The organism is Streptosporangium sp. NPDC001559 (assembly GCF_042893955.1).
Taxonomy (GTDB): domain Bacteria; phylum Actinomycetota; class Actinomycetes; order Streptosporangiales; family Streptosporangiaceae; genus Streptosporangium.
Genome location: NZ_JBIAVG010000004.1, coordinates 252,857 through 276,201, shown reverse-complemented (window position 1 = coordinate 276,201; position 23,345 = coordinate 252,857). Strand labels below are relative to the sequence as shown.

General features: G+C 70.0%; 27 protein-coding genes. 14 read left to right on the top strand and 13 right to left on the bottom strand.

The features are described from left to right. Positions 1 to 41: 41 nt before the first annotated feature. Both ACFYY8_RS11285 and ACFYY8_RS11280 read right to left on the bottom strand, forming a co-directional pair. The gene (locus ACFYY8_RS11285; protein ID WP_390039587.1) at positions 42 to 1,493 is read right to left on the bottom strand and encodes an FG-GAP and VCBS repeat-containing protein; all 1,452 of its coding nucleotides are present in this window, start codon (positions 1,491 to 1,493) and stop codon (positions 42 to 44) included. Between the two features lie 104 nt (positions 1,494 to 1,597). Further along, on the bottom strand, positions 1,598 to 2,041 hold the full coding sequence (locus ACFYY8_RS11280) for a nitroreductase family deazaflavin-dependent oxidoreductase (protein ID WP_390039585.1): 444 nt from the start codon (positions 2,039 to 2,041) through the stop codon (positions 1,598 to 1,600). Positions 2,042 to 2,898: 857 nt separating this feature from the next. Here ACFYY8_RS11280 and ACFYY8_RS11275 point away from each other — a divergent pair. After that, entirely contained in the window at positions 2,899 to 3,354 is a 456-nt protein-coding gene (locus ACFYY8_RS11275) for a hypothetical protein (RefSeq protein WP_390039583.1), read from the top strand. 42 nt (positions 3,355 to 3,396) lie between these two features. Here ACFYY8_RS11275 and ACFYY8_RS11270 read toward each other — a convergent pair whose 3' ends face one another. Next, positions 3,397 to 4,386 (bottom strand): helix-turn-helix transcriptional regulator, encoded by a 990-nt coding sequence (locus ACFYY8_RS11270; protein WP_390039581.1) that lies wholly within the window; start codon positions 4,384 to 4,386, stop codon positions 3,397 to 3,399. 65 nt (positions 4,387 to 4,451) lie between these two features. Here ACFYY8_RS11270 and ACFYY8_RS11265 point away from each other — a divergent pair, with 65 nt between their 5' ends. Genes ACFYY8_RS11265 through ACFYY8_RS11250 form a run of 4 tightly spaced genes read left to right on the top strand, consistent with a single transcriptional unit; the run spans position 4,452 to position 7,773 of the window. Beyond that, on the top strand, positions 4,452 to 5,861 hold the full coding sequence (locus ACFYY8_RS11265; protein WP_390039579.1) for an MFS transporter: 1,410 nt from the start codon (positions 4,452 to 4,454) through the stop codon (positions 5,859 to 5,861). Positions 5,862 to 5,889: 28 nt separating this feature from the next. Next, positions 5,890 to 6,249 (top strand): ArsR/SmtB family transcription factor, encoded by a 360-nt coding sequence (locus ACFYY8_RS11260; RefSeq protein ID WP_390039577.1) that lies wholly within the window; start codon positions 5,890 to 5,892, stop codon positions 6,247 to 6,249. Further along, positions 6,249 to 7,322, top strand: a complete 1,074-nt coding sequence (gene arsB, locus ACFYY8_RS11255; protein WP_390039575.1) for an ACR3 family arsenite efflux transporter — start codon at positions 6,249 to 6,251, stop codon at positions 7,320 to 7,322. The genes ACFYY8_RS11260 and arsB overlap by 1 nt, the downstream gene beginning before the upstream one ends. After that, complete coding sequence (locus ACFYY8_RS11250) at positions 7,315 to 7,773, top strand: arsenate reductase ArsC (RefSeq protein ID WP_390039573.1); 459 nt, start codon at positions 7,315 to 7,317, stop codon at positions 7,771 to 7,773. The genes arsB and ACFYY8_RS11250 overlap by 8 nt, the downstream gene beginning before the upstream one ends. 31 nt (positions 7,774 to 7,804) lie before the next feature. Here the strand turns inward: ACFYY8_RS11250 and ACFYY8_RS11245 are convergent, their stop codons facing one another. From ACFYY8_RS11245 to ACFYY8_RS11210, 8 genes are all read right to left on the bottom strand, one after another. Then, a complete protein-coding gene (locus tag ACFYY8_RS11245; protein ID WP_390039571.1) occupies positions 7,805 to 8,224 on the bottom strand; it encodes a metalloregulator ArsR/SmtB family transcription factor in 420 nt (139 codons plus the stop codon). A 102-nt stretch (positions 8,225 to 8,326) separates the two neighbouring features. Beyond that, positions 8,327 to 9,736 (bottom strand): FAD-dependent oxidoreductase, encoded by a 1,410-nt coding sequence (locus ACFYY8_RS11240; RefSeq protein ID WP_390039569.1) that lies wholly within the window; start codon positions 9,734 to 9,736, stop codon positions 8,327 to 8,329. Between the two features lie 263 nt (positions 9,737 to 9,999). Beyond that, positions 10,000 to 12,810 carry a tetratricopeptide repeat protein gene (locus tag ACFYY8_RS11235; RefSeq protein ID WP_390039567.1) on the bottom strand — a complete coding sequence of 937 codons (2,811 nt, stop codon included), beginning with the start codon at positions 12,808 to 12,810 and terminating at the stop codon, positions 10,000 to 10,002. A gap of 73 nt (positions 12,811 to 12,883) precedes the next feature. Continuing rightward, the gene (locus ACFYY8_RS11230) at positions 12,884 to 13,213 is read right to left on the bottom strand and encodes a trypco2 family protein (protein ID WP_352015462.1); all 330 of its coding nucleotides are present in this window, start codon (positions 13,211 to 13,213) and stop codon (positions 12,884 to 12,886) included. Between the two features lie 120 nt (positions 13,214 to 13,333). After that, complete coding sequence (locus tag ACFYY8_RS11225; RefSeq protein WP_390039565.1) at positions 13,334 to 13,540, bottom strand: DUF397 domain-containing protein; 207 nt, start codon at positions 13,538 to 13,540, stop codon at positions 13,334 to 13,336. A gap of 103 nt (positions 13,541 to 13,643) precedes the next feature. Continuing rightward, positions 13,644 to 13,853, bottom strand: coding sequence for a DUF397 domain-containing protein (locus ACFYY8_RS11220; protein WP_390039563.1), 210 nt, complete (start codon positions 13,851 to 13,853; stop codon positions 13,644 to 13,646). 12 nt (positions 13,854 to 13,865) lie between these two features. Beyond that, complete coding sequence (locus ACFYY8_RS11215; protein ID WP_390039561.1) at positions 13,866 to 14,723, bottom strand: helix-turn-helix domain-containing protein; 858 nt, start codon at positions 14,721 to 14,723, stop codon at positions 13,866 to 13,868. Between the two features lie 184 nt (positions 14,724 to 14,907). Further along, a complete protein-coding gene (locus ACFYY8_RS11210; RefSeq protein ID WP_362782888.1) occupies positions 14,908 to 15,186 on the bottom strand; it encodes a winged helix-turn-helix domain-containing protein in 279 nt (92 codons plus the stop codon). Between the two features lie 355 nt (positions 15,187 to 15,541). Between ACFYY8_RS11210 and ACFYY8_RS11205 the strand changes: the two genes are divergently transcribed. The 7 genes from ACFYY8_RS11205 to ACFYY8_RS11175 all read left to right on the top strand — a co-directional run bounded on the left by ACFYY8_RS11205 (position 15,542) and on the right by ACFYY8_RS11175 (position 19,052). Further along, complete coding sequence (locus tag ACFYY8_RS11205) at positions 15,542 to 16,333, top strand: hypothetical protein (protein WP_390039559.1); 792 nt, start codon at positions 15,542 to 15,544, stop codon at positions 16,331 to 16,333. Next, positions 16,330 to 16,725, top strand: a complete 396-nt coding sequence (locus tag ACFYY8_RS11200) for a hypothetical protein (protein WP_390039557.1) — start codon at positions 16,330 to 16,332, stop codon at positions 16,723 to 16,725. Before ACFYY8_RS11205 ends, ACFYY8_RS11200 begins: the two co-directional genes overlap by 4 nt. Continuing rightward, on the top strand, positions 16,722 to 17,096 hold the full coding sequence (locus ACFYY8_RS11195; RefSeq protein ID WP_390039555.1) for a hypothetical protein: 375 nt from the start codon (positions 16,722 to 16,724) through the stop codon (positions 17,094 to 17,096). Before ACFYY8_RS11200 ends, ACFYY8_RS11195 begins: the two co-directional genes overlap by 4 nt. Positions 17,097 to 17,392: 296 nt before the next feature. Further along, positions 17,393 to 17,626, top strand: coding sequence for a hypothetical protein (locus tag ACFYY8_RS11190; protein ID WP_390039553.1), 234 nt, complete (start codon positions 17,393 to 17,395; stop codon positions 17,624 to 17,626). 18 nt (positions 17,627 to 17,644) lie between these two features. Then, a complete protein-coding gene (locus tag ACFYY8_RS11185) occupies positions 17,645 to 17,863 on the top strand; it encodes a BldC family transcriptional regulator (RefSeq protein WP_390039551.1) in 219 nt (72 codons plus the stop codon). A 23-nt stretch (positions 17,864 to 17,886) separates the two neighbouring features. Then, a complete protein-coding gene (locus ACFYY8_RS11180; protein WP_390039549.1) occupies positions 17,887 to 18,063 on the top strand; it encodes a hypothetical protein in 177 nt (58 codons plus the stop codon). A gap of 80 nt (positions 18,064 to 18,143) precedes the next feature. After that, positions 18,144 to 19,052, top strand: a complete 909-nt coding sequence (locus tag ACFYY8_RS11175) for a neutral zinc metallopeptidase (RefSeq protein WP_390039547.1) — start codon at positions 18,144 to 18,146, stop codon at positions 19,050 to 19,052. Between the two features lie 111 nt (positions 19,053 to 19,163). On the opposite strand, the gene ACFYY8_RS11170 is transcribed toward ACFYY8_RS11175, so the two are convergent. Next, complete coding sequence (locus tag ACFYY8_RS11170; RefSeq protein WP_390039545.1) at positions 19,164 to 19,328, bottom strand: hypothetical protein; 165 nt, start codon at positions 19,326 to 19,328, stop codon at positions 19,164 to 19,166. A gap of 449 nt (positions 19,329 to 19,777) precedes the next feature. Here ACFYY8_RS11170 and ACFYY8_RS11165 point away from each other — a divergent pair, with 449 nt between their 5' ends. Further along, positions 19,778 to 20,752: a hypothetical protein gene (locus ACFYY8_RS11165; protein ID WP_390039543.1), complete on the top strand. Its 975-nt coding sequence runs from the start codon at positions 19,778 to 19,780 to the stop codon at positions 20,750 to 20,752. A 394-nt stretch (positions 20,753 to 21,146) separates the two neighbouring features. Here ACFYY8_RS11165 and ACFYY8_RS11160 read toward each other — a convergent pair whose 3' ends face one another. Continuing rightward, entirely contained in the window at positions 21,147 to 22,028 is an 882-nt protein-coding gene (locus tag ACFYY8_RS11160) for a LysR substrate-binding domain-containing protein (RefSeq protein WP_390040086.1), read from the bottom strand. A gap of 119 nt (positions 22,029 to 22,147) precedes the next feature. Here ACFYY8_RS11160 and ACFYY8_RS11155 point away from each other — a divergent pair, with 119 nt between their 5' ends. Further along, entirely contained in the window at positions 22,148 to 23,317 is a 1,170-nt protein-coding gene (locus ACFYY8_RS11155) for an alpha/beta hydrolase (RefSeq protein ID WP_390039541.1), read from the top strand. Positions 23,318 to 23,345: the final 28 nt, after the last annotated feature.

The window sequence follows — 23,345 nt, the reverse complement described above, 5'->3', positions numbered from 1 at the left end:
GGGTGCTTCGCCTTCGATCGTACGCACGCTTCCGAGTGCTCTCACGGCAGGAGGGCGTAGCCGTACAGCGACCCGGCGGGACCGGACCCGTGCGGGCGCAGCCGCCGGGCGGACAGCCCCGGATACGAGCCCTTGCGCACGGCGCCGCCGATGAGGACCACCGTGCCGTGGTCGGGGGAGCCGACGAGGAGATCGTCGGGGGAGCCGTTCGCCCGCCTGACCGGGGCCAGGGAGGCGCCGAAACCGTCGCGTCCACGCGGGATGAGGACGTTGTGGTGCCTGGTCAGCCCGCCGGAGCGGGTCCCCGCCAGGACCTGGACCGCGCTCTCACCGGGAATGCCGATCGCCAGGTCGTCGTCCCCGTCCCCGTTGAAGTCACCGGCCGCGAGCGCGGTGCCGAACCGGTCGGCGTAACGGGCCCTGCCCACGACGCCCCGGGTGTTCTGGGTCCACATCTCGCTGCCGAGCGCGCTCAGCCCCCGGCGGGAGCCGTACAGCACGTGGACCGCGCCCGCGCCGTAGTCCAGGGCGCGCACGTTCGCGTCGAGGTCCTCACCCGGCACTCCGATCGCCAGGTCGTCGCGGCCGTCGGCGTCGAAGTCCCCGACGGCGAGGGCGGCGCCGAAATGGTCCCACTTCTCCGCCGAGCCCTTCACGTTCGGGCTCTCCTGGGTGTAGGCCCCCGCCTGCCGCGTGGCCAGGTCCAGGATCGTCACCGAACCGGCCCCCGAACGCGGTCCGCCGTCCCCCGGCGCGCCGACCGCCACCTCGTCGCGGCCGTCGCCGTCGAAGTCACCGGCCGCCACCGTCGCCCCGAACTCGTCGGTGCTCAGCGCGTCCTGGGCGATCCACGGGGTCTCCTTGGTGAGCGTGTACGGCCGGTGCCCCTTGACGCCGTAGACGCCGATCCCGCCCCCGACGCCGAGTCCGGGAACCCCGATGACCAGTTCGTCGGCCTTGTCGCCGTCGAGCTGCCCGACCGCGAGCGCGGCGCCGAACCGGTCTCCCGTCGCGCGCCGCCCGAACTCCGTGACGTCCAGAGCCTTCCCCGGGCGCAGCCCCCGGGGCGAGCCGTGGAACAGGTGCACCACCCCGTCACCGTCCTCCCCGGGCCTCCTGGCGTCGAGGAACTCCTCCGACGCCCCCACGGCGAGGTCGGCGCACCCGTCGCCGTCGAAGTCACCGGCCGCGACGGCCGAGCCGAACGAGTCACCGGTCTCCGCGGCGCCGGGCGCGCCCCGGCTCCCCTGGGCCAGCCGTTCGGTCCTGCCGGTGCCGTACCTGACGGTCACCTCACCGGCGCGGAAAACCCCGCCGACCGTGGCGTACGGCGCGGCGACCACGGTGTCAGGACGGCCGTCGGCGTCGAAGTCGGAGGCGACCCCCGAGCACTCCCCGGCGGCGCCCGTGACGGCGTCCGTGGAGGGGCTCGTGAGGGCGTCGGCGGGTGAGAGGAGGGAGGCGAGCAGAGCGGAGGCGAGGAGGGCGCTCATACGTCGAACGGTCCCCGCCCAGGACCACGGGCGCGTGAAATCCGTGTGACCGGCTCACGTAGGGAACATGCCGACCTGGGAAAACGGGACACGCCCTCCCGGTGTCACGCACCCGGTTCCAGCACGAAGACGGGGATCACCCGGTCTGTCTTCTCCTGGTACTCCGCGTACGCCGGATACGCGGCGACCGCGCGCTCCCACCACTCGGCCCGCTCGTCCCCGGTGACCTCACGGGCCGTCATGTCCCGGCGTACGGTGCCGTCACGGAGTTCCACGCGCGGGTCGGACCTGACGTTGAAGTACCAGTCCGGATGACGCGGGAAGCCGCCCTTCGAGGCCACGGCCGCGTACCGTCCCTCGTGCTCCACGCGCATCAGCGGGATCTTGCGAAGCTTGCCGCTCCGCGCGCCGCGCGTCGTGAGGATGACGACGGGCAGCCCCGTGTCCCAGAGCGTCGTCCCCCGCGTGCCGTCCGAACTCTCGTACAGCTCGACCTGTTCGCGTATCCACTGAGCCGGACTCGGCCCGTACTCGCCCTCAAGAGGCATGATGGCCATCCTGTCGTCGCCTACGGATGATGCCGCGCGGTCCAACTGTCGCATCGCGGACGGTCCGGTTCGAGTACCCGGCCCCAAGTGGCGACGACCGGATCGGCCGGGACGCCGCCTCGGTCCGCCTTCGCGCGGTCGGCGTGTCCTGAGGAGGCGCCTGGACCGCGCGTCGTATGCGGGCGCCGGGAAGGGCACGCCTTCACCGCCCATGAATGGCGGGTCGCGGACGGGCGCGGGACAACGCCCTTCACCGGTGAACTCGGCAGTCGGGACCGGAGTCGGTCCCGGTGAACGACAAGGGCGATTAGCCGAGCCTCGGGACGGTATTCGACCGTGGAATGGACCCACGATGTGCCCGGCCCGTTCCGGGGGTATTCCGTTGTTCACTTCGCCCAATCCAATTCATGATCTTAAAGGCCCGTGATTCGGGTTCCCGCGCGGATCGGGATCAGTTGTTTCCGGGCCTCTCGGTCCTGTCGTTCCTGGAAAGTCGTAGGCCGGTGAACGTCGGTCTTCCTGGCTCTTCTCGCAGCGGATCGATTTTCGGACGGGCCTTTGCCGTCATGGGCCGGATGTCAGGATGGACCGGCGGATAACGGAGATGTAGAACGAGGGTGCTCCGGCCCGGAGCCGGACGAAAATCGCCCCGGTGCGCGTGAGGAAAACGCACCCGGCACCCCCCAGGAGGATCAGTGAAACGTAGCCGGTGGGCGGCTTGTCTGCTCGCTCTTCTCGTATCCCTGTTATCGGTTCAGGGAGTCACCAGTACGTCTGCCTCGGCCAAAAACCTCAGGAACTGCACGCAGATCGAATGGTGGGGCAGAATCCTGGACTGCCTGGAGATCCCTGTTCTGGTGAACAGGTGGTGCCCTGGATGCCCGCCCCCGCCCTGCCTGACGACCTGCCCGCCGGAGTGGGCGATCGCCTTCCGTACGAGCCGGGTGCTGCCGGTGAGCCAGGAGTTCCAGTACGTCGGAGATCTGACCCGGGGGTTCGCCACTCTGCACGAGGCGAGGGGGACCAGCAACTCCAGGCTTCGCGCCGAGGCGCTGGAATACTTCCGATCCGCCGTACGGGCGCTCTACGGCGCGTCGGTGACCGTGAAGCAGGTCGGACAGCTCGATCGGGCCAACGGTGTCCTCCAGCCCGTCTCCGCGCCGTGGCTGACGGCCGCCGCCATCGACGTCACCGACGGCCTGCGCGAGCTGGCCGGAGGCGGTGGCCAGGTACCGCCGTCGCCTTCGGCGGCGATGGCGCAGTTCGACGAGGCGTACCGGGAATTCGTGCTCCAGGTTCCCATAGGTAACTGAGGTGTGTCCCGGGCTCCGGCGCCGCCGACGCCGGAGCCCGCCTCACCGCCCTGGCGAAGGTGGCGTGGTGGGTTCGAGCCCCCTGCTGATCCGGGCGCGCAGGGAGTGCAGGGCCTGCCGGAGTTCAGCCGGTTCGATGTCCGTGATGTCGGCGTCGAAGGTGAGGAGCAGCCCCGCCAGTCCCGGCCATGACCACGCGCCAAGGGTGAGTCGGCACGTGGTCTCGGTGTCGTACTCGACCGTCGATCCACCGGGGGCGAACCTGGCGACGGTCGAGGCGGGCAGGGCGAGGACGACTGAACCACGGCACCGCCATTCGGCGGCGGCGTCTCCACGGTCGTGCGCGGTCATGACGAAGGCGACGGGGTCGCCGTGCGGGATGTCACGCCGGACGAAGGGGGTGTGCGTGGGCGTGTGCGGCGTGAAGCGGTCCACGCGCATCGCGCGCCATCGGTCCCCGTCCGGGTCGAAGGCGACCAGGTACCAGCGTGCGGCCCAGACCACGAGGTCGTGCGGCTCCAGCGTGAGCGTGACGGGTTCGCCGTCGCCGGTGTAGTCCACGCGGACGAGGTGCCGCCGGTTGATCGCGCTGCCGACGGCGCGGACGATCTCGGCGTCGATCGGTGGCGCGGGGAACTCCCAGTAGTTGCGAGCCGAGGAGACGGTGAACGCCTCCGCGTGCAGGCGGCTGCGCGCGGGCATCGCCTGGTGCAGCGTGGCGAGGGCACGGGCCGCGTTCTCGCGGATGCCGGACAGGACCGTCGGCACGGTCTGGAGCGCGACGGCCACGGCGACGGCCTGGTCCTCGTCGAAGACGACCGGTGGCAGGCGGGTGGCGTGCCCGAGCCGATACCCGCCACCCGCTCCGCGGACGGCCTCGATCTCGTACCCGAGGTCCCGGAGCGTTTCGATGTCGCGACGTACGGTTCTCACCGACGCTCCGAGCCGGGCGGCGAGTTCCTCGGCGGTCAGGGTCGCGCCGATCCCGAAGATCGACAGCAGCTTGAGCGCCCGCGCGGAGGTGGCGGCCATGATTCTTCGATTCTCCCCCCGATAGCGGCCACTCGGTGGCAACTAGGCCGACGACGGTGGTCGACATGACCCATTCCCCGAGCCCCCGAAAGGGCATTCACACCATTGGGGCCGTTCCGGCACCCGTCTCCGGCGCCGCGCTGTTGGTGGTGCTCTTCGGTTCCTTCATGGACCTTCTCGACGCGACGATCGTCACCGTCGCGGCCCCGGCGATAGCCCAGGACCTGAGCGCCGACGACGCCCAGATCCAGTGGACGATCGCCGCCTACGCCCTCGCCCTGGGCGCGGGCCTGATCACCGGTGGACGGCTCGGTGACCGGTACGGCCGCAGGCGGCTGTTCATGATCGGACTGGCCGGGTTCATGGTCACCTCGGCGCTGTGCGCGCTGGCCGTCGATCCGGGGACGCTCATCGGCATGCGGGCCGGCCAGGGACTGACCGCCGGGATCATGGTCCCGCAGGTGTTCGGGATCATCCGGGCGTCATTCGCCCCGGCTGAGCGTGCCAAGGCGTTCGGCGCCTACGGAGCCGTTCAGGGCCTCGCCTCGGTCGCCGGCCCGCTGCTGGGCGGGCTGCTCGTCGACGCCGACCTGTTCGGCCTGGGCTGGCGTACGATCTTCTGGATCAACGTGCCCGTCTCGATCCTGGCACTCGTCGTCGGCGCGAAGGTGCTGCCGGAGTCCCGCTCCGCCTCGACCGCCCGGCTGGACCTCCCGGGTGCGCTCCTCGCGGCCACGGGCATCCTTCTCCTGCTGCTGCCTATCGTCCAGACCGAGGCATGGGGATGGACCTGGGGCGGCTACGCCCTCCTGGCGGCAGGAACCATCGTGCTCGCGATCTTCCTCGTCCACGAGCGCCGCCTCACCGGGCGGGGAGACGAACCCGTCTTCGACCCGGCTCTGCTGAGAATCCGCGCCTTCACGGTCGGCCTGGGCGCTTCGGTGCTCTTCTTCGGCGGCATCGGGTCGTACTTCCTGACCCTCTCGGTCTACCTCCAGAACGGAACCGGCCGAACCGCGTGGGAGACCGGCCTGGTGATCCTTCCGTACGCGCTCGGCTCGATCGTCACCTCCGGCCTCGGCGTCGCCCTCGCCGCCAGGGCGGGCAGAACGCTCCTGGTCACCGGCTCGCTCACCGTCGCGGCCTCCCAGCTCGTCCTGTGGTCCGTCGTCAGGGACGGCGACGATCCCGGGTACTGGCTGCTCGCCCTCGCGCTCCTCATCGGTGGCCTCGGGCTCGGTCTCGCCGCGCCCATTCTCGTCAACGTCGTCCTCGCGGGCGTCCCCGGGCGCGACGCGGGCGCGGCGGGCGGGGTGCTGTCCACCGTCAACCAGATCGGCGGCGCCGTCGGCATCGCCGTACGGCCAATTCAGCGGGGCCTTTGCCGTCTCCGGTTTCCCGCTCTCCTGTCTCCTGCGCACGGCCGGCCCCGTTCCCTCATGGCTTTGACATCTGTCAATATAGGCGTACGTTGATTTCGATGAATGTCTATATGGAGAGCGTGTGGAACCTCTGGAGATCTTGGAGTGCAGCCCGCCGCTGACGCGCGAGCCGCTCGACGTCGAGCAGGCGGCCGGGGTCGCGCGGGTGTTCAAGGCACTGGGCGATCCGGTACGGCTGCGCATCCTGTCCATCGTGGCCAGCCGCGCGGGCGGCGAGGTGTGCGTGTGCGACATCACCGGTGCCTTCGAGCTGTCCCAGCCGACCATCAGTCACCATCTGAAGGTGCTCAAGGAGGTCGGGCTGCTGACCGCGGAGCGGCGTGCCTCCTGGGTGTACTACCGGCTGGTGCCCGAAGTCCTCGGCGAGCTGTCGGCTCTGCTCACCCCGCCCACCCTCACCGCACCGGCGGCCGTACTGTGATGGCCGCCGCGCCGCCCGCCAATGTGATCGGCGCCCTGTCGAGGCCGGACCGGTTCCTGCCCGTGTGGATCATCGTGGCCATGGCCGCCGGACTGCTCCTAGGTCGCCTGGTGCCCGGCCTGAACACCGTGCTGGACGCCGTCAAGGTCGGCGAGATCTCATTGCCGATCGCGCTCGGCCTGTTGCTGATGATGTACCCGGTGCTGGCCAAGGTCCGCTACGACCGGTTGGGTACGGTGACCGGTGACCGTCGGCTGCTGATCTCCTCGCTGGTGCTCAACTGGGTCCTCGGTCCGGCGCTGATGTTCGCCCTGGCGTGGATCCTCCTTCCGGACCTGCCCGAATACCGCACCGGCCTGATCATCGTCGGGCTGGCCCGTTGTATCGCCATGGTGCTCATCTGGAACGACCTGGCCTGCGGCGACCGCGAGGCCGCCGCCGTACTGGTGGCGCTCAACTCGGTCTTCCAGGTGGTCGCGTTCGGCGCGCTGGGCTGGTTCTATCTGCAGGTGCTGCCCGGATGGCTGGGCCTCGTGCAGTCTGCGCTGGAGGTCTCGGCCTGGGGCATCGCCCAGTACGTGCTCATCTTCCTCGGCATCCCGCTGGCCGCCGGCTACCTGTCCCGCGAACTTGGTGAACGCGCCCGCGGCCGGGACTGGTACGAAAGCCGTTTCCTGCCACGCGTCGGCCCGCTGGCCCTGTACGGGCTGCTGTTCACCATCGTCATCCTGTTCGCGCTGCAAGGCCACACCATCACCTCCCGCCCCGGCGACGTGGCCCGCATCGCCCTGCCGTTGCTGGCCTACTTCGCGCTCATGTGGGGCGGCGGCTTCCTGACCGGCAGGGTGATCGGCCTGCCCTACGACAAGACGACGACACTCGCCTTCACCGCCGCGGGCAACAACTTCGAGCTGGCCATCGCGGTCGCGGTCGGCGTCTTCGGTGTCACCTCCGGCCAGGCCCTGGCCGGCGTGGTCGGCCCACTCATCGAGGTCCCTGTCCTGGTCGCCCTGGTCTACGTCAGCCTGGCCTGCCGCCGCTTGTTCACCGTCAAGGAGCCCGCCCGTGTCTGAGAGCGCCCCCGAGACCGTCACCGGCAAGTCGTCCGTCCTGTTCGTCTGCGTGCACAACGCCGGACGCTCCCAGATGGCCGCCGGATGGCTCACCCACCTGGCCGGCGACCGGATCGAGGTCCGCTCCGCCGGGTCCGCGCCCGCCGGCCAGGTCAACCCGGTCGCGGTCGAGGCCATGCGCGAGGTGGGCATCGACATCACCGGTGAGCGGCCCAAGGCGCTCACCATCGACGTGGTCGAGGCTTCCGACGCCGTGATCACCATGGGCTGCGGAGACGCCTGCCCGATCTTCCCCGGCAAACGCCACGAGGACTGGAAGCTCGACGACCCGGCGGGTCAGGGCATCGAGGCCGTACGGGTGATCCGGGAGGAGATCAGGGATCGCGTCGTGAAGCTGGTGGCGGCTCTGCTGCCCGAGTGCCGTCCCGAGCCCCGTGCGGACAGGTCGTGACGGCCGTTCCGCAGAGGCAGGCCTCGCGGGTTCAGGCTCGAATGACCGTGGAGTCCGCCGGGCGGCCGGACCGTGAGCCTGGCTCGGTCAGCGGGGTGAACAGGGCGCCCAGCCTGTTCACCGTCTCGGGGATGATCCAGTAGTAGACCCAGGTGCCGCGCCGCTCGGAGTCGATCAGACCGGCGGTGCGCAGCACCTTCAGGTGGTGGCTGATGGTGGGCGCGGTCAGCTCGAAGGCGTCGGTCAGGTCGCACACACACGCCTCGCCACCGGCGTGGGAACCGATCATGGACAGCAGGCGCAGCCGGACCGGATCGGCCACCGCCTTCAGCAACACGGCCAGCTCGGCGGCTTCGCCTTCGCCGAGCGGCTGCCGGACGATCGGCGCGCAGCACGCTCCGCCGAGGGAGTCCTGGCCGCCCTGGGCGAGAGGCAGGCTGATGGCGATCATGAGGGAGCCTCCCGGTCGCGCCGCTGGTTCGATGTCTGTCTAAATGATAGGCGGCGGTGAAGGTCGGCGACGCGACGGCGGGGGACGTTCGGGGTGCTCAGGTCAGCCGCAGCAGCCGCCGCCGGACTCGGCGGTGGCGCTCGCGCCGACGGTGACCAACGGGAGGGGCGTGGACAGCAGGCCGCCGCCGATCCCGGTGGCCAGGCCGACCCGCTGTTCCTGGGCCTCGGCCAGGCCGGAGGAGCACACGCCGGTCTCGGGCAGGTCGAGCTGGACGTCCCGGGCGGCCTGCCAGTCGCCGGCCAGCGCCGCGACCACCGAGCGGGCCTGCTCGTAACCGGTGGCCAGCAGGAAGGTCGGGGCACGGCCGTAGCTCTTGACCCCCACGGCGTAGTAGCCGTCCTCCGGGTGGGTCAGCTCGTCGGCGCCGTGCGGCGGCACGGTGCCGCAGGAGTGCGCGTTCGGATCGATCAGCGGCGCGAGCGCCCGGGTGGAGCCCAGGACCGGGTCCAGGTCGAGGCGCAGCTCACCGGCGACGGTGTGGTCGGGGCGGTAACCGGTCGCGCTGACGATCCGGTCCACCGTGACGCCCCGCTCGTGGCCGGACGGGTCACGGCTGATCACCCGCACCCGCTCGCCGTCGCGTTCGACGGCGTGGGTGAAGAAGCCGGTCACCAGGCGGATGCGGCCGCTTTCGACGTGGGCGTGCAGGCGGGTGCCGAGCGCCCCCCGCGCGGGCAGCGCGTCCGCCTCGCCGCCGCCGTAGGCGCGGGTGGCGTCGCCCGCCCGGATCGCCCAGGTGATCGGGGTGTCCTCCAGTTGGGCGAGGGCGAGCAGTGTGGTGGCGGCCGAGTGACCGGCGCCGACGACCAGGACGTGCCTACCGGCGTAGCGGTCGCGGTCGGCGCCGAGCACGTCGGGCAGCGCGTGGTCGACCAGGTCGGCCGCGTCGGCCTCGCCGTGCGCGGGCAGGCCGGAGGCGCCGAGCACGTTCGGGGTGACGTAGGTGCCGGAGGCGTCGACGACGGCACGGGCGTGCAGTTCGCCGCCGTCGGCCAGCCGGACCAGGAACGGCGCCCGCTCACGACCGACGGTGCGGACCCGGTCGTAGCCGAGCCTGCTGATCGCCGTCACCTTCGCGCCGGTACGGACCCGGTCGCCGAACAGCTCGGCCAGCGGCGCCAGGTAGTCCTCGATCAGCTCGGCCCCGGTCGGCAGCCACTCCTCATCGGGGGCGCTCCAGCCGCCGGCCTCCAGCAGGCGGCGCGCGGCCGAATCGATGTCGTACTTCCACGGGCTGAACACCCGGACGTGCCCCCACCGGGCCACCGACGCGCCCACCCGCTCGCCCGCCTCAAGCACCACGAAGTCGAGGCCCCGCTCGGCCAGGTGAGCCGCCGCGGCCAGCCCGACCGGCCCCGCGCCGATGACCACGACGGGCAGGTCATCGAGCCGTACGGCCTGGCGGCTGGGCTCCAACTCGACGGTGGTGGGACCGCAGCATCCACTCATGGTGCCTCTCCTCATCGTTCGCGCGGGCCGTACCGGTCCGCGCTGCTTCGAAGACTGTCTAAGCAGCTTCGTCGGCAGGATGCCCGACGGATTAGAGGTGTGTCAAATTAGATGTATGTCTAATCAGAAGATGTGCGAAGGCGGGGCCCCTCGACCCCGGGCGCGCAGGTGGCGGGGGAGTGCGGCGACGGCCAGGCGGGCGACGGCTGAACTGCGCGAACGCGTGTGCTTGATCGCCTGTGGCGGGCCGGCGATCACTGCCGCTATGTTCCGCGAAGCCACTCCATGACAGCTAAGGACTGCTCCAGTTCGGCCTGGTACACCGCGGGCCGGGCCTTGGCCAGGCCCTGGCGGATCGCGGTGGCTTCTTCGATGGCGGTCAGGGCTTCCTCGCGCCGCCCCACGCCCCCTAGCCGGATCGACAGGTTGTTCAGGCTCATGGCGAGGTCGGGTAGGTAGGCGTCCGGGTGTGTCCGGGCCAGCTTCCGGAGGATGGTGGTGGCTTCTTCGATGGCGGTCAGGGCTTCCTCGCGCCGCCCCACGTCCCCTAGCCGGATCGACAGGTTGTTCAGGCTCGTGGCGAGGTTGGGTAGGTAGGCGTCCGGGTGTGTCCGGGCTAGCTTCCGGTAGCTGGTGGTGGCTTCTTCGATGGCGGCCAGGCCTTCCTCGCGCCGTCCTAGATCCCCCAGATCAACCGACAGGTTGTTCAGGCTCATGGCGAGGTCGGGTAGGTAGGCGTCCGGGTGTGTCCGGGCCAGTTCCCGGCGGATCGCGACGGCTTCCTCGATAGCGGCCAGGCCCTCCTCCCGCCGCCCCAGACCCCCCAGCCGAACCGACAGGTTGTTCAGGCTCACCGCGAGGTTGGGCAGGTCCTGGTGGTCGCGGTGCCAGGTGGCCAGGTGGGCGGTGAGGTGGACGGCCCATCCGGCCAGGACCTGGCTGTGCTGCGGCAGGTGGTCATGCCAGGCCCGCATGGCGGCGTGTGGCAGGTCGGGAACGTTCAGCACCTGCTGCAGGGCGTCCAGCAACGGGGCCGGGCGCTCCGCCTGGGGAGCGACCTCGATCGCCGCCGGTACCAGCACCGCAGCCTGGCGTGCGCACAACGCGGTCAACGCCGCATCCAGGCTGCCGGCGAAGACGCGATGGCCGGCCGCCCGGGTGTAGATGGTCAGCAGCTGCACTGCCTGGACCGTATCGGCGCCGACGGTCAGTTGGTCGGCCAGGCCGGGCCGGGCGAGCAGGTGGCGGCCGATGAAACGCTCGGCCACCAGGTCCGGCTGCAGCGTCCCCCAGGGTTGGTGGGGGTCGGTCGGCGGGTAGAGGGCGGCCAGCCAGTCGCGTACCCGCTCACGGCGTTCGGCAGTCGACCGCTCGGCCAGCGCGGGGAGACGGGCCAGCAGCGCCAGGGCCTGGGAGTGGTCGGCGGCGCCCAGCGCGATGGCCGCGGCCAGGGCATCGGTCAGGACCTGAGGCAGCACCAGCCCATCGCGGGTACGGTCATACAGACCGAAGACGACCGCGGCGGACCTCCAGTAGCGCTCCTCGTGTTCCAGCAGCCGGTCCTCCACCCCGGCCGCCCCCACCCCCGCCCCCGCTGGACCCATCTCATGGCCGCCGCCCACAGCCGTTGCGCCGGTGGCGGCGTCCAGCAGATCGGTCAGCGCGCTCATGTGCAGGGTCAGCGCGTTCCCCCGCTGCGCCGTGCCCAGCGCGGCCGGCAGGGGCAGGGCGGCGGCCAGGGCGCTCCACGACTCCCCGGCCGACCCGGCGGGGGACGAGTCCTCGGCGAGGGCCGGGGACTGTTCCAGGGCGTGGGCGAAGGCGAGCGCGGCCTGGCGGTAGGCGTGCCCGCGCTCTGCCGGGTCCTGCTCCAGGGCCTGCAGGTCGATGAGGGGAGCGTGCTCCAGCAGAGCCCCGTTGGTGGAGGAGGCGCGTTTGAGGCTGTGCCACCACGAGCCGGCGGTGCGGGCCACCAGCAGTACCTTCAGCGGGCAGGGGCTCTCCAGGCGGGTGGCGGCCTCCAGCAGGGCGGTGACCTGATCGGTGCGTGATTCGGCGTAGTCGATGACCACCAGCAGCCCGGCGGCGGTGTCGGCGATCACGGCCAGATCGGCAGGGGAGGCGTTCGGGCGCAGCCACAGCGTGCCCCACCCGGCGGCGGCCAGTTGCCCGGCCAGGTGGGTGGCCAGGCGAGTCTTGCCCTGCCCGCCCACACCGTGCAACAGAAGCGCCCCGAACCCCGGCAGGTCGGCCCAGGCGTTCAGTCGCGCCAGGACGTCCTGGCGGCCGTGGAAGGGCACGATCTGGCGGCGCGCCCGCAGCAGGCCCGCCGGTGAGACCCCGATCCCGCCGGGCACGACGACTGCGGCGGGGTCGGCCGCTTCGGCCAGGTGCTGGAACTCGATCGGCTCCAGCACCACCCCTTCCCTTTCCTCGATTGCGCTGTGCTCGCCCAGCACGGCGCGGAAGGCCGGGTCGTGGTGCAGCACGTAGGCCGGCACCGCCTCCAGATGGCCGTGGCCGCGCCCTGCGGGATCGGCGGCGACGACCCCGGCCAGCAGGTCCCCGCAGAACAGTGCCGCCCCCGACATGCCCGCCCACGGCGAGGACTTGTCTGCCGGCGTGCCGGGAGCGGTGCCGGTCACGGCCATGACGTAGCGGTCACCCACGTAGCGGTCGCCGGGGTTGAGGGTCCCGGAGGGCTGCAGCAACTCAGCCGGACGGCCCTCGCGCTGCACCAGGGCGGGCAGCCCCCAGCTCTCGCACGGGATGCCGGGCCGGTAGGTGAGGGTACGGCCCCAGCGCACCGCTCGGCCCGACGGCGGCCTCCAGGCCGGGTCGTCGATGACGACCAGGGCGGCGTCGTCGCGCCCACCTGGTGTGCCCGACCACACCACGCGCCCGAGGTAGGTCTGCGGATGCCCTGGACGGAACACCTCCACCGGCGAGCCGGTCGGGCCGGTCACATGGGCGGAGGTCAGCACCAGTCGCGGCCCGACCACATACCCCGACCCCCGCCCGGACGCGGCCACCGAGGTGGTGGTGATGACGGCGACCACCCGCTGACGCTGCACCCGCGCTCCCTTCCGCAGAAGGCCCCGGCATCGGCGCCGAGGCCCTGGACCGGTCGAACAGCAGGCCGGACAGTCAGCGGCCCAGGTGCCCGCCGACCTCGCCCGGCCCGGCGATCTGCCCGGAGGTGTCGGTGATCAGCAGGTCACCGCCGTCGCGGTGCTTGGGCGTGAGCGTGACGCGAACGGTGTGGGTCCGTGCCCGGCTCACCCCCGCTTCGGCGTCGGCGGAGACGACCCAGGCCTTGAACCCGGCCTTGGCCTTGGCGTCGGCCTTCAACTCCACGGCGAACTCCAGCTCGATCGGCCCCACCGCGAACGCGATGTGGCTGCCCGCTCCGGTGACCGCCGCCTCCAGCAACTCGTCACGCAGCCCTTCGACCGCCTTGGACAGCTCGATCTCCACCCGCCCACCCCTTCCGCCACCCGGCCCCTCACCGTAAGACAGACGCTCCGCCCGCCGCCCGGGTTTCCCCGCCATTTCAGGCGATTACGGATCGGCAGGGTCTCGCGGGGGAACAGGTGATCAGGCGTCGAAGGCGCCGGTGTTCACGCGGCCGATGAACGAGTGCCACTGGGTGGGGGTGAAGGCCAGGGCGGGGCCGGAGGGGTCTTTGCTGTCGCGGACGGCGATCAGGTCGGGGAGGTCCGTCGTAACCTCGACGCAGTCGTCTCCGTTCGCGCCGCTAAGGCTGGACTTGCGGAACTGGGCGCAGGTCAGGTCAGGGGACATGGCTGTTTCTCGCCTTCGTTGGGTTCCTGGTCCTCACTGTGTGAGCTGTCCCTGACATGCACAAGGCCCCAGCGCCGTACGGTGCCGGGGCCTCGAAGGGAGATCAGGCGTCGAAGGCGCCGGTGTTCACGCGGCCGATGAACGAGCGCCACTGGGCGGGGGTGAAGGCCAGGGCCGGGCCGGAGGGGTCTTTGCTGTCACGGACGGCGACCAGATCAGGAAAGTTCGTCGCCACCTCAACGCAATTACCTCCCTCAGCGCTGCTGAGAGAAGACTTGCGCCAGGTGAGTTCGTGGGAGTGCGTTAGCTCCATGATCGATCTCGCCTACTTCAGTTGTTGGGCCAGGTCAGCCAGGTACGCTGCTGAAGCCTCGGCGCTAAGCGCCGAACCGCGCACGTGGTCATACTTGAGCGTATAGCGCTCGATCTCATCCATCCCTTCGAGGTACAGATCCCCACGGGTGCCTGTTTCGATGTAGACAAGATCGGAATCGTCGGGGGTCGGATACGACAAGATGGTGAACGACCCTGTCATGGACGCATGAGCGCCAGCGGCGTTTGGCAAGACCTGGATGCCGATGGTCGGCCGTGCCGCCATGGTGATCAGGTGGAGGATTTGTTGCCGCATGACTGCAGGGCCTCCGACGTGCTTGGAGAGGGCAGCCTCATCGATGATCGCCCATAGGTTGGGTGGCTGGCCGCGTTCCAGGATCTGTTGACGAGCGAGGCGGGCGTGAACGCGCCGCTCAATCGCGCCTTCGTCAATGACCATGCCGCCTCGGAAAACGGCACGTGCGTAGTCGGCGGTCTGAAGCAGGCCGGGAATGAGGAGGGCCTCGAAAGTGCGAATCCTTGATGCCTCGGTTTCGAACTCCACGAGGCTGCCTCCCAGCTCGGCGCGTAGCTCCCCCTCCCACCATCCTCGTTCACGTGCCTGACGGGCCAGTGTGCTCATCGCCTTCCGTACGGCCTCGTCGGTGACGCCGTACACGTCGAGCATGTCGGTCACATCGCTGACGGTGGGTCTTCGCCACTCGTTGCGTTCTATCCGGGTGACCTTGGACGCGGGCCATCCGAGAAGCTTGGCCGCCGCTTCGGCGGTGAGCCCGGCGTCGTCACGGGCTCGACGTAGTGCAGCAGATAGGCGCCGTCGTCTCACCGTGGGGCTGTAGATGTGGGTCATCGGGGGTGCCTCCTGGCTTGAGAGGCTCACGGTAACTCATTTTTGGGTATTGCTCATTTGGGTATTGCGAGTTGACCACCGAAGCGGCACTATGAGTTCCCAAGCAACGACTGTGAGTGAGGGAATCATGGCAGAGCTGGCTACGACAGGCTGCGCCGGACGGTACTTCGGCCTTCGGGGCTGCTCAGTCGTCGGCGGCCTGCCACTCGTCCTTGGGGCGGACAAAGGTTCCGACGCCCACCTCTCCTCGCACGAAGCCCTCCTTCTCCAGCCGGGCTATCGCCTTACGGATGGTGTTGCGGGCCAAGTCGGGCCACTCCTGCTCCAGTTGGCTGAGACTCGGGATCGGAAACCCGGTCTTGTACGTCCCGGCCTCCAGGCGCTCTCGCAGGATGTCGTACACCTGCTTCCATCTGGCCCTATCCAGCCGCCATCCAGGGAATGACTCCAGAGATCCGCTCACGAGCCAGACCGTAGAGGGCTGGCACCTTGCACGCTCTTGTGGCATAGGGCGAGATAGTCGTGAGCCTACCGTGGTAGGGCAGGACACACTAGAGCGCCTACCAGCCAACTTAAAAGAAACGACCTGCCCGGCGTTGCACCGCCGGGACAGGCCCTCTATCAGGAAGGTGACTCCTGACGTGAGTAAGAGTAGTGCTCCGGGCTTTGGCTCGGGCACGTCGATCCGGGACGGTTGTGGCTGTTTCGCCGGTGCCGTGCCGCTGCCCATGGGGTGTGCCCGGTGTGGGCATTCCCCCTATGCCCACGGCTGTTCCGCCCAGGACGGGCATGAGTACGTGCAGCCGTCCGGGGTGTTGATGGACGCCCGGCTGCAGGCCCGGCGTGCGTACGGCCCGCAGGTTCTTCCGGCGCCTCGGCCTCCGGTGGAGGTCGCGCCGGGGGAGGTGGTTCCGCTGGTGCCCGGTCAGCGTCGTCCCGATCCTGATCCCGAACCGGGGGCGCCCGCGATGGTTCCGGCCGCGAACGCCGTACCGGATGGTCCTGCGGAGGCGGCCGACGAGACGCCGGTGTCCCCGGACGATCCCGTCGCCGTTCCGGAGCGGGTTCCGAACGTGGACGAGTCGGCCGTCGCTCCGGAGCGGGGGCCGGGGGCCGCGTCCGTCGCGCCTGCCCGGCCGTCGCCGCCGCGACGAATCCGGCATCCCGCCCCCGGCGTTCCCCGGGCGGGGATCTCCTGGGCGAGGGTGCGCCAGCCCGGCCACTCCGGCGGTGTACGGCCCGCGAACGGCAGGCCGTACCGGGGCGGAGACCGATGTCCCGTTTCCCGCGCTCGTGTTCGGGTTCCGGCTGTTTCTTGTCCCGCAGGGCAGGCCCGTCTGGCGATCACCTCGCCCAGGCACGCCTCTGATCGGATCACGGAGGTCCAGATCATGCAGCACACCCCCGACCGTCCGGTGATCCCGGGCTGGCGGTTGCTCATCAGCAGCGCGGGCCGGTTCTGGGCCTTCCGCGACCAGCCCTTCCCCCGCCTCGCCGTACGGGCCGGGGCGGAGTCGGCGGTGGACGCCGACACCTTCGAGGAGGTCCAGGCCGTCATCGCCGCGCAGGAGGAGAAGGCCCGCACCGTTGTTGAGGGGGTGCCCTCGTGACCGGACGGCACCGCGACGGCCAGCCGTACGAGCCGGTGTATCGGAGAGTGTGGGACGGCCCGGCGAAGGCGGAGGCCGAGCGGATCGACCAGTCGTGGGCCGACTGGACCGTCCTCTACAGCCTGGGACGGCGCAGCTTCTACGCGGTCGCCGCCTGGGACGGTCCTCGGCCGGTCATCGTCGAGGACCCCACCGGCGACGGGTTGGAGGAGCGGATGCGGGAGGCCGAGATGATCCGGGCGACGCGGTCCGTGGCGCGGCCTGTTCCGGCGCCGGTTCGGCGGAGGAGGGGTGGGGCCGGTCGTCCGTCTTCCGGGGTACGGAACGAGGAGCCCGGTGGGGAGACGGTGTCCGCCGGGGGACGGCGTTCGCCGGACGGGAGGGCCGCGTGATGCCGACGGCCCGGGTGCCCCGTCAAGGGGTCGAGTTCTCCGATCGAGCCTGTGACACCGTGCAACAGGCTCATCCCGGCTGGCTGGTCTTCCACAGCTCGCGGTCCGGCCTGTGGAGCGCCTACCGGAGCGCCCTGCCCGGCAGGCCGTACGCCGGGGACGTGCTGTTGGTGCGGGCGGAGTCGGCCGAGGAGTTGGACCGCAAGCTGGCCGCCCAGGTGTCTCCGGCGGTGCCGCCGAGCATCCGGGCCGTCGCCGTCGCCCGCGCTCTCCAGAGCGCTCGGGCCAGGCAGTCCGCCCGGATCTCCCGGGCCCTTCAGACCGTTGGGTCAGGCCGGTCCACGGCGTTGCGCGGGTTGCCGCGCTCCTGAAGCCGGTACGGCGGGCGGAGGAACCTCATCCGCCGTACCCCGTGAACGTGCGGCTCAGGTAGGAGGGACCTGGGCCGCACACCCTCGCAGACGGCTCCCACACACGCCGAGCGTGTTGGGGAAGGGGGAGCCGTCTGGCGCACCGGCCCCATCCGTGGGGCCGGTCCTCCTCCAGGGTGCCCGGCCGCATGCTCCCCGGCTCGGGGCCGGGCACCCGCCCCGCGAAAAGGGTCGAAGCCCTGACCTCACGGCCCGAACGACGTGTGTTCCCTGCCCGCCTCCGAACCGGGACGACCATGACCGACGACGAACGGCGCCTGATCGACCTGCTCATCAGCACCCACCCCGCCTGGCGGTACGAGGAACACGACCTGCCCGGCCTGCCCCGGTGGTGGGCCGTCCGCTACCACCCCCTGCGGCCCGACCAGCGCGGAGCCGGGGCCAGGGACGTGCTCGGCCGTACCACCCTGCACCGGCTGGCCAGAGCGCTGGCACGCCACGACCAGATCCTGCACACCCTCCGCTACTGAGACCCCCAGGAGTTCCCCATGGCCGCCCTCAAGGCCGTCGCCCCCGACGGCACCTTCACCACCGGACCGGACACCGTCGAACGACTCCTCACCCCCGGCGAGGTCGCCCGGATCTTCGGTGTGGACCCCAAGACCGTCAACCGGTGGGCCCTCACCGGCCGCATCCCCTCGGCGCGAACCCCCAGCGGCCAACGCCGTTACCGCCAGAGCGACATCGGCGCGCTGCTGAGCGGGTAGGCCCGCCGTACCACCAGGTCACGTTGAGGCTCCGCGACCCCGACGACCGTTCCATCACCGATTCGGTCACCGGAGCACCGAGGTCGCCCGACCACGGTCACGCGCTCGGCATCGTCCTGATCGTCTCCGCCGCGCTCTACCTGGTCACGGCACTCGTGATGCCCGCCCTCCCGAAAACCACGGTCGAGCACGCCGAGTAGGGAACCCATCGGGCTTTCTCGGCGGGGAGATCGGGGCGACAATGGGGCCGCGCAGACCTCGTCCAGAGAAAGCGGCTCCGATGGACTTTCGCGACGACGTGGACCTCGACGCCTCCCAGGTCGAGGACGTCGGCGGCGGTGGTGGCGGGTTCCCCGGCGGGGGACTCATGGTCGGCGGCGGTGTCGTCGGCGTGATCGTGCTGGTGGTCGCGGCGCTGTTCTTCGGGATCGACCCGGCGGCCCTGCTCGGCGGCGGCGACGGTGGTGACGGGGGCGACGGAGGGGCCCGGCGCCCCGTGACCTCCGGCTCCGACCTGGCCGCCCAGTGCCGCAAGGGCAGCGACGCCGACCAGTCGGACAAGTGCCGGGTGGTCGGCGTGGTCAACAGTGTGCAGGTCTACTGGCGTGAGGCGTTCACCGAACGCGGCAAGGGCGCCTACCGCAACGCCAGGACCATCCTGTTCACCGGGGGAGTGAACACCGGCTGCGGCCAGGCCAGTTCGGCGGTCGGCCCGTTCTACTGCCCGGCAGACAGCCGTGTCTATCTCGACCTGGGCTTCTTCGGCGACCTTGAGAGCCGTTTCGGCGCCAGGGGAGGCCCGTTCGCCCAGGCGTATGTGATCGCCCACGAGTACGGTCACCACGTGCAGAACCTGATCGGCACGTCCCGGCGGGTCGGCAACGACCGCAAGGGGGCCGAGAGCGCCTCGGTCAGGCTGGAGCTCCAGGCGGACTGCTACGCGGGGGTGTGGGCCAAGCACGCCGTCGAGACCGGCTTCTACACCGGCCCGTTCACCGCCGCCGACATCCAGGAGGCCCTGGACGCCGCGGCGGCCGTCGGCGACGACAGGATCCAGCGGCGCACCCAGGGCAGGGTCGACCCCGAAGGCTGGACCCACGGCAGCGCCGAACAACGGATGAAGTGGTTCACCACCGGCTATCGAACAGGAGCCCCCGCCGACTGCGACACCTTCTCCGGCGCCCTCTGAGTGGTGTTTGATCCCGTAGATTCCGTTGGATTTGGGCTCAGGTGTCTCGCCAGGTCGGGGTGGATTCTCCGGTGAGGCGGCGACTCATGAGGTTGATCATCATGATGTGGATCATGGCTTCGGAGCTGGCCGACAGAGCCTCGTATCGTGCTCGGGCGGGCGGCCGATGCCCAGGACGCAGGCGAGGCGTTCGGTACGCCAGGCGGTCAGGGTCGGTTTGATGAGCTGCCAGCGGGCATCGGACAGATCGCTGGGATAGCGGCGGTGTTCGGTCATGACCGTGGCGTAGCGCCGTACGGGTCTGCCGGCCAGAGGCGTATTGGTCAGGTCAGGCAGGTGAGGCGCCGCGGCTACCTGCCATAACAGCACATGGCAGGCATTTTGGGTCAAACAGAAACCTGGGCGCAAAAAGTGTCCGTGTGCGTCTCAATCACCTCAAGTGGTGCACATCTGTTCCAGAGCCTCCAACTCCGTCAGCGCAGAGAGCGCGAATAACCGCCATCTTTCACCGCATTTATGGATCAAAACCCACTCAGAGCGTCAAGGCGGCGCTGCAGCACCTCGCTGCGCGCTACCGCGCCATCAGCGCCGAGATCGACGCCGCCTACGACCGGAGTTACCGTGATGGAATGTCGGGCATCAGGGGTCGTCGGAGAAGTGCGTTACGTGGCGGGTGTCTCGTGCTGCTCATGGCAGCCGTCCTCGTGGGCTGCGGGGGTTCCGGAATGGGGCTGCTCTACAAGGACAAGGAAGTCTCATTCAGCAATATCGAGGCGATCAAGAACGGATGCCCACGGCGCGTCTACGTCGCGTTCGCGGACGACGGTCCGCGCGTCCTCAGTTCCATGAGCATGGAATCAGAGCGGCCGCGCGAGAAAGAGGACGCGCCGCCCATCCTGGAATGGCAGCCCCCCTGCTCGTTCTGGCAAGGGGAGTTCGGCTTCGACGGCGTGCCAGTTGCCAGTGTGCCGAAGGGGGCGGCGGAACCCGACGGGGCGGGTTGCCGTGACGCCGCGCGGGCGTCGCTCATCGATGGGACGAGTATCGGCAGGTATAGCACCCGGTACCTGGCGGTGGGGGAGCGTTTCTGCGAGGGCTTCGAGTCCGCCGATGGCAGCCGTGTGATACTCCTGCGGGTGGTGAAGGTGAGCGGATCCCCGGTCGTCGAGGAGATCACGCTGGCTGCGACCATGTGGGCCGGGCCAGCGGCGGAAGAAAAGGCGGAGGCCACGGGCGGGCTGCCGCAGCCCGGTGACAAGGTCTATGAGAACGTGCCCTTCAGGCTGGTGGAAAGCATCGCCAAGGCGAACGATTGTGGCGTCGGCACCGTTGGACTGGGTGGCTCCAGGCCGGGAATCAGCTTCCATAATGGACCTGGCCTAATGCTCAGCGGAACGGGAGATATCGGCTACTTTCCGGGCTGCCTGAACGGAAACCCGAAACTGCGGTTCGGCGCATACGTGGGCCGGGTGCAGGGCGGTGCTGACCCGGACCTCGCCGCCTGCCAGGACATCGCGGCACGCGGTTCGCGCGAGAGTCTCGACGTGTTGGTGTCCGATCTGAGGTTGGGTGACCGATTCTGTATATTCAATAGTGGTGAAGATTTCGTGGCCCTGGTCAAGGTGACCGAACTCTCCGCTACAGACCCCGTCTCGGTGACGTTCTCGGCCACCCGCTGGGAAGCGCCAGGGCCGAGCTGACCAGCAGTCGCGAATAAAATTCACAATAACCTACGACCTATCGCCGGTGTTGTTTTTCTATGCCTTAGCTGTATGGAATCTCCACCCCCTCGCTATTGCCGGCTCAGCGCGATTCGTTCCCCTTACGCTGTCTCCGGTTCGCTGGTGGCAAGGGAGGGTGACGTGCTCGGAATCGACACCTGCCTGGCTGAGGTCATGGCCATACCGGGAGCGCGGAACGCAATTCCGGTCGATCAGACCAGCGGTATGGAAGACGCTGGTCGAGCAGGCCCGGCCCGAGCTGTCAGCCGTCAAGGGGCCAAAATCGTCTGCCGCTGAACAAGATCTTCGATCTCAAACACACACACTGAGACCCGTCACTTCTTGACCAACCGGCCCGGCCCGCTGAGTCCCGTCACCCCGCCGGTCGCCGGGCGTCGGCGGCCGCTCTGACGAACGCGCGAACGAGCGGAGTCTCGTCCGAGGTACGCCAGACGAAGGCCCACCGGGAGAGGGGGGCGTCCCGGATCGGGACGAAGGCCAGGCTGGGCCATGAGTAGAAGTCGACCGCCTCGGCGGTGACCCCGGCGGTGGCCTGGCCCGAGGAGACGACGCTGAGTGCCTCCTGCCAGGTGGTGACCTTGGGGCCGCGGCGGACAGGGCGGCCGGAAGGGGTGTGCCGAGGGTTGAAGACCTCCTCCATGCAGAGGGGGATCGACTGGCCTTCGACCACGACGCAGTCGCCGAGATCCTCAAGACAGATGCTGTCCCGTCCCGCGTAGGGATGGTCTGCGGAGACCATCAGCATCACCTCGGAGGTGTGCGAGACCGGTCCGACGGTCAGGTCGGGTTCGCGGATCGGCAACCACAGGTAGGCCACGTCCAGCTCGCCCGACTTGATCAGGTCCAGAGGGGAGGCGGGCTGGATCTCGCGGTGCTGGAGGCGGGCGTCCGGGTGGCGGGCCAGGAACAGGTCGAGAACGTTCTTGATCTGCAGGGAGTACGGGCCGGTGGTGCCGAGGGTCAGTGTTCCCGCGGTGCCGTCGGCGGCGGCCTGAGCGGCCGCGATTCCTTGCTCGATCTGCCGGTGGCCGCTCTTGAGCGCCTGGTACAGCTGCTCGCCGAGTGGGGAGAGCCGTACGGCTCGGGTGGTGCGGTCGAACAGGGGCGCGCCGATACGCCGCTCCTGCTTTTTGATCGTCTGGCTGACGCGGGCCGGGCTGATGCCCAGCCGCTCGGCCGTACGGCTGAAGTGCAGCTCCTCGGCCGCCGCCAGAAAGATCTCGATCTCTCGCATCTCCACGGGCGGGCCTCCGGATTATTTAGTTCAGGGTTAAAAGACGTTATCGGATCCGTCGTTGATGCGACATGGACGGGTCGGGGAGGCTGGGGTGCGCGGAAAGGCTTGGAGGTTCGGTGCCCGTCGGCTATCTGTTCCCGGTGACGCTCGTCGCGATCGGCACGCTGTTCGCGCTGCGGCCGGTGCCGTTCTCACGCCCGCTCGGCCGGGTGAGCTACTACTTCGGCCTGGCCGCCAACGAACTGCCGTTCGCGGCCTTCTTCTGGCTCCTGCTGCTCCCGACGGCGCTGGCGTTCGCCGAAGGGGACATCGACTCGGCAGGCGGGTGGGCGATCGTCGCCCTGGCCGCCGTGACCACGCTCGGGCTCGCGGTCATCGCCCGTCGCGCGCTCGGGGAACGGGCACGGGTGGAACACGCTCTGGACCAGGGGCTGGGCACCGGATGGCGTGCCGCCCTCGACGCCGACCTCGCCGAAGGGCTGCGGCGCCGCCCTCCGCTGGCGCGCGTCCTGTTCCTGCCCGTCTTCCGGCGCCGCCTGGACGTCCGGCGCGTGGCCGACCTCTCGTACGGCGACGCCGGACGTCGCAACCTGCTCGACGTCTACCATCACCGTTCGCGCCCGCAGGGGGCGCCCGTCATGATCCATCTGCACGGCGGCACCTACTCCGGCGGACGCAAGAACAGCCAGTCGCTTCCCCTGCTCCACCACCTGGCCGGTCAGGGATGGGTGTGCGTCAGCGCCACCTACCGGCTGCGGCCCCAGGCCCAGCACCCGGATCACCTCATCGACCTCAAGAAGGTCATCGCGTGGGTGCGGGAGCACGGCCACGAGTACGGCGCCGACCCGTCGACGCTGTTCGTCGCGGGCAGTTCGGCGGGCGGGCACATGGCGGCGCTGGCCGCGCTCACCCAGAACGACCCCGCCTTCCAGCCGGGCTTCGAGGACGCCGACACCTCCGTGTCCGGCGCCGTCTACCTGAACGGCTGGTACGGCACCTACTTCGGCCAGGGGCCCGAGTCCTCGCCGCTGGCCCACATCACGGCCGACGCGCCGCCGTTCCTCGTGGCCCACGGCGATCTGGACCCGATCGTGCCCGTGACCGAAGCCCGGCACTTCGCCGACCGCCTGCGCGAGACCTCGGCCGCCCCCGTCGTCTACGTCGAACTGCGCGGCGGGAACCACGCCTTCGACCTGTACCACTCGTTCCGCTTCGAGGCGGTCGTCGACGCCGTCGAGGCCTTCACCGCCCTGGTGAGATCGCAGGAGAGGACGTCCCGGCCCTGAACCTTGTCGCGGAGGGGGACACGTGGGC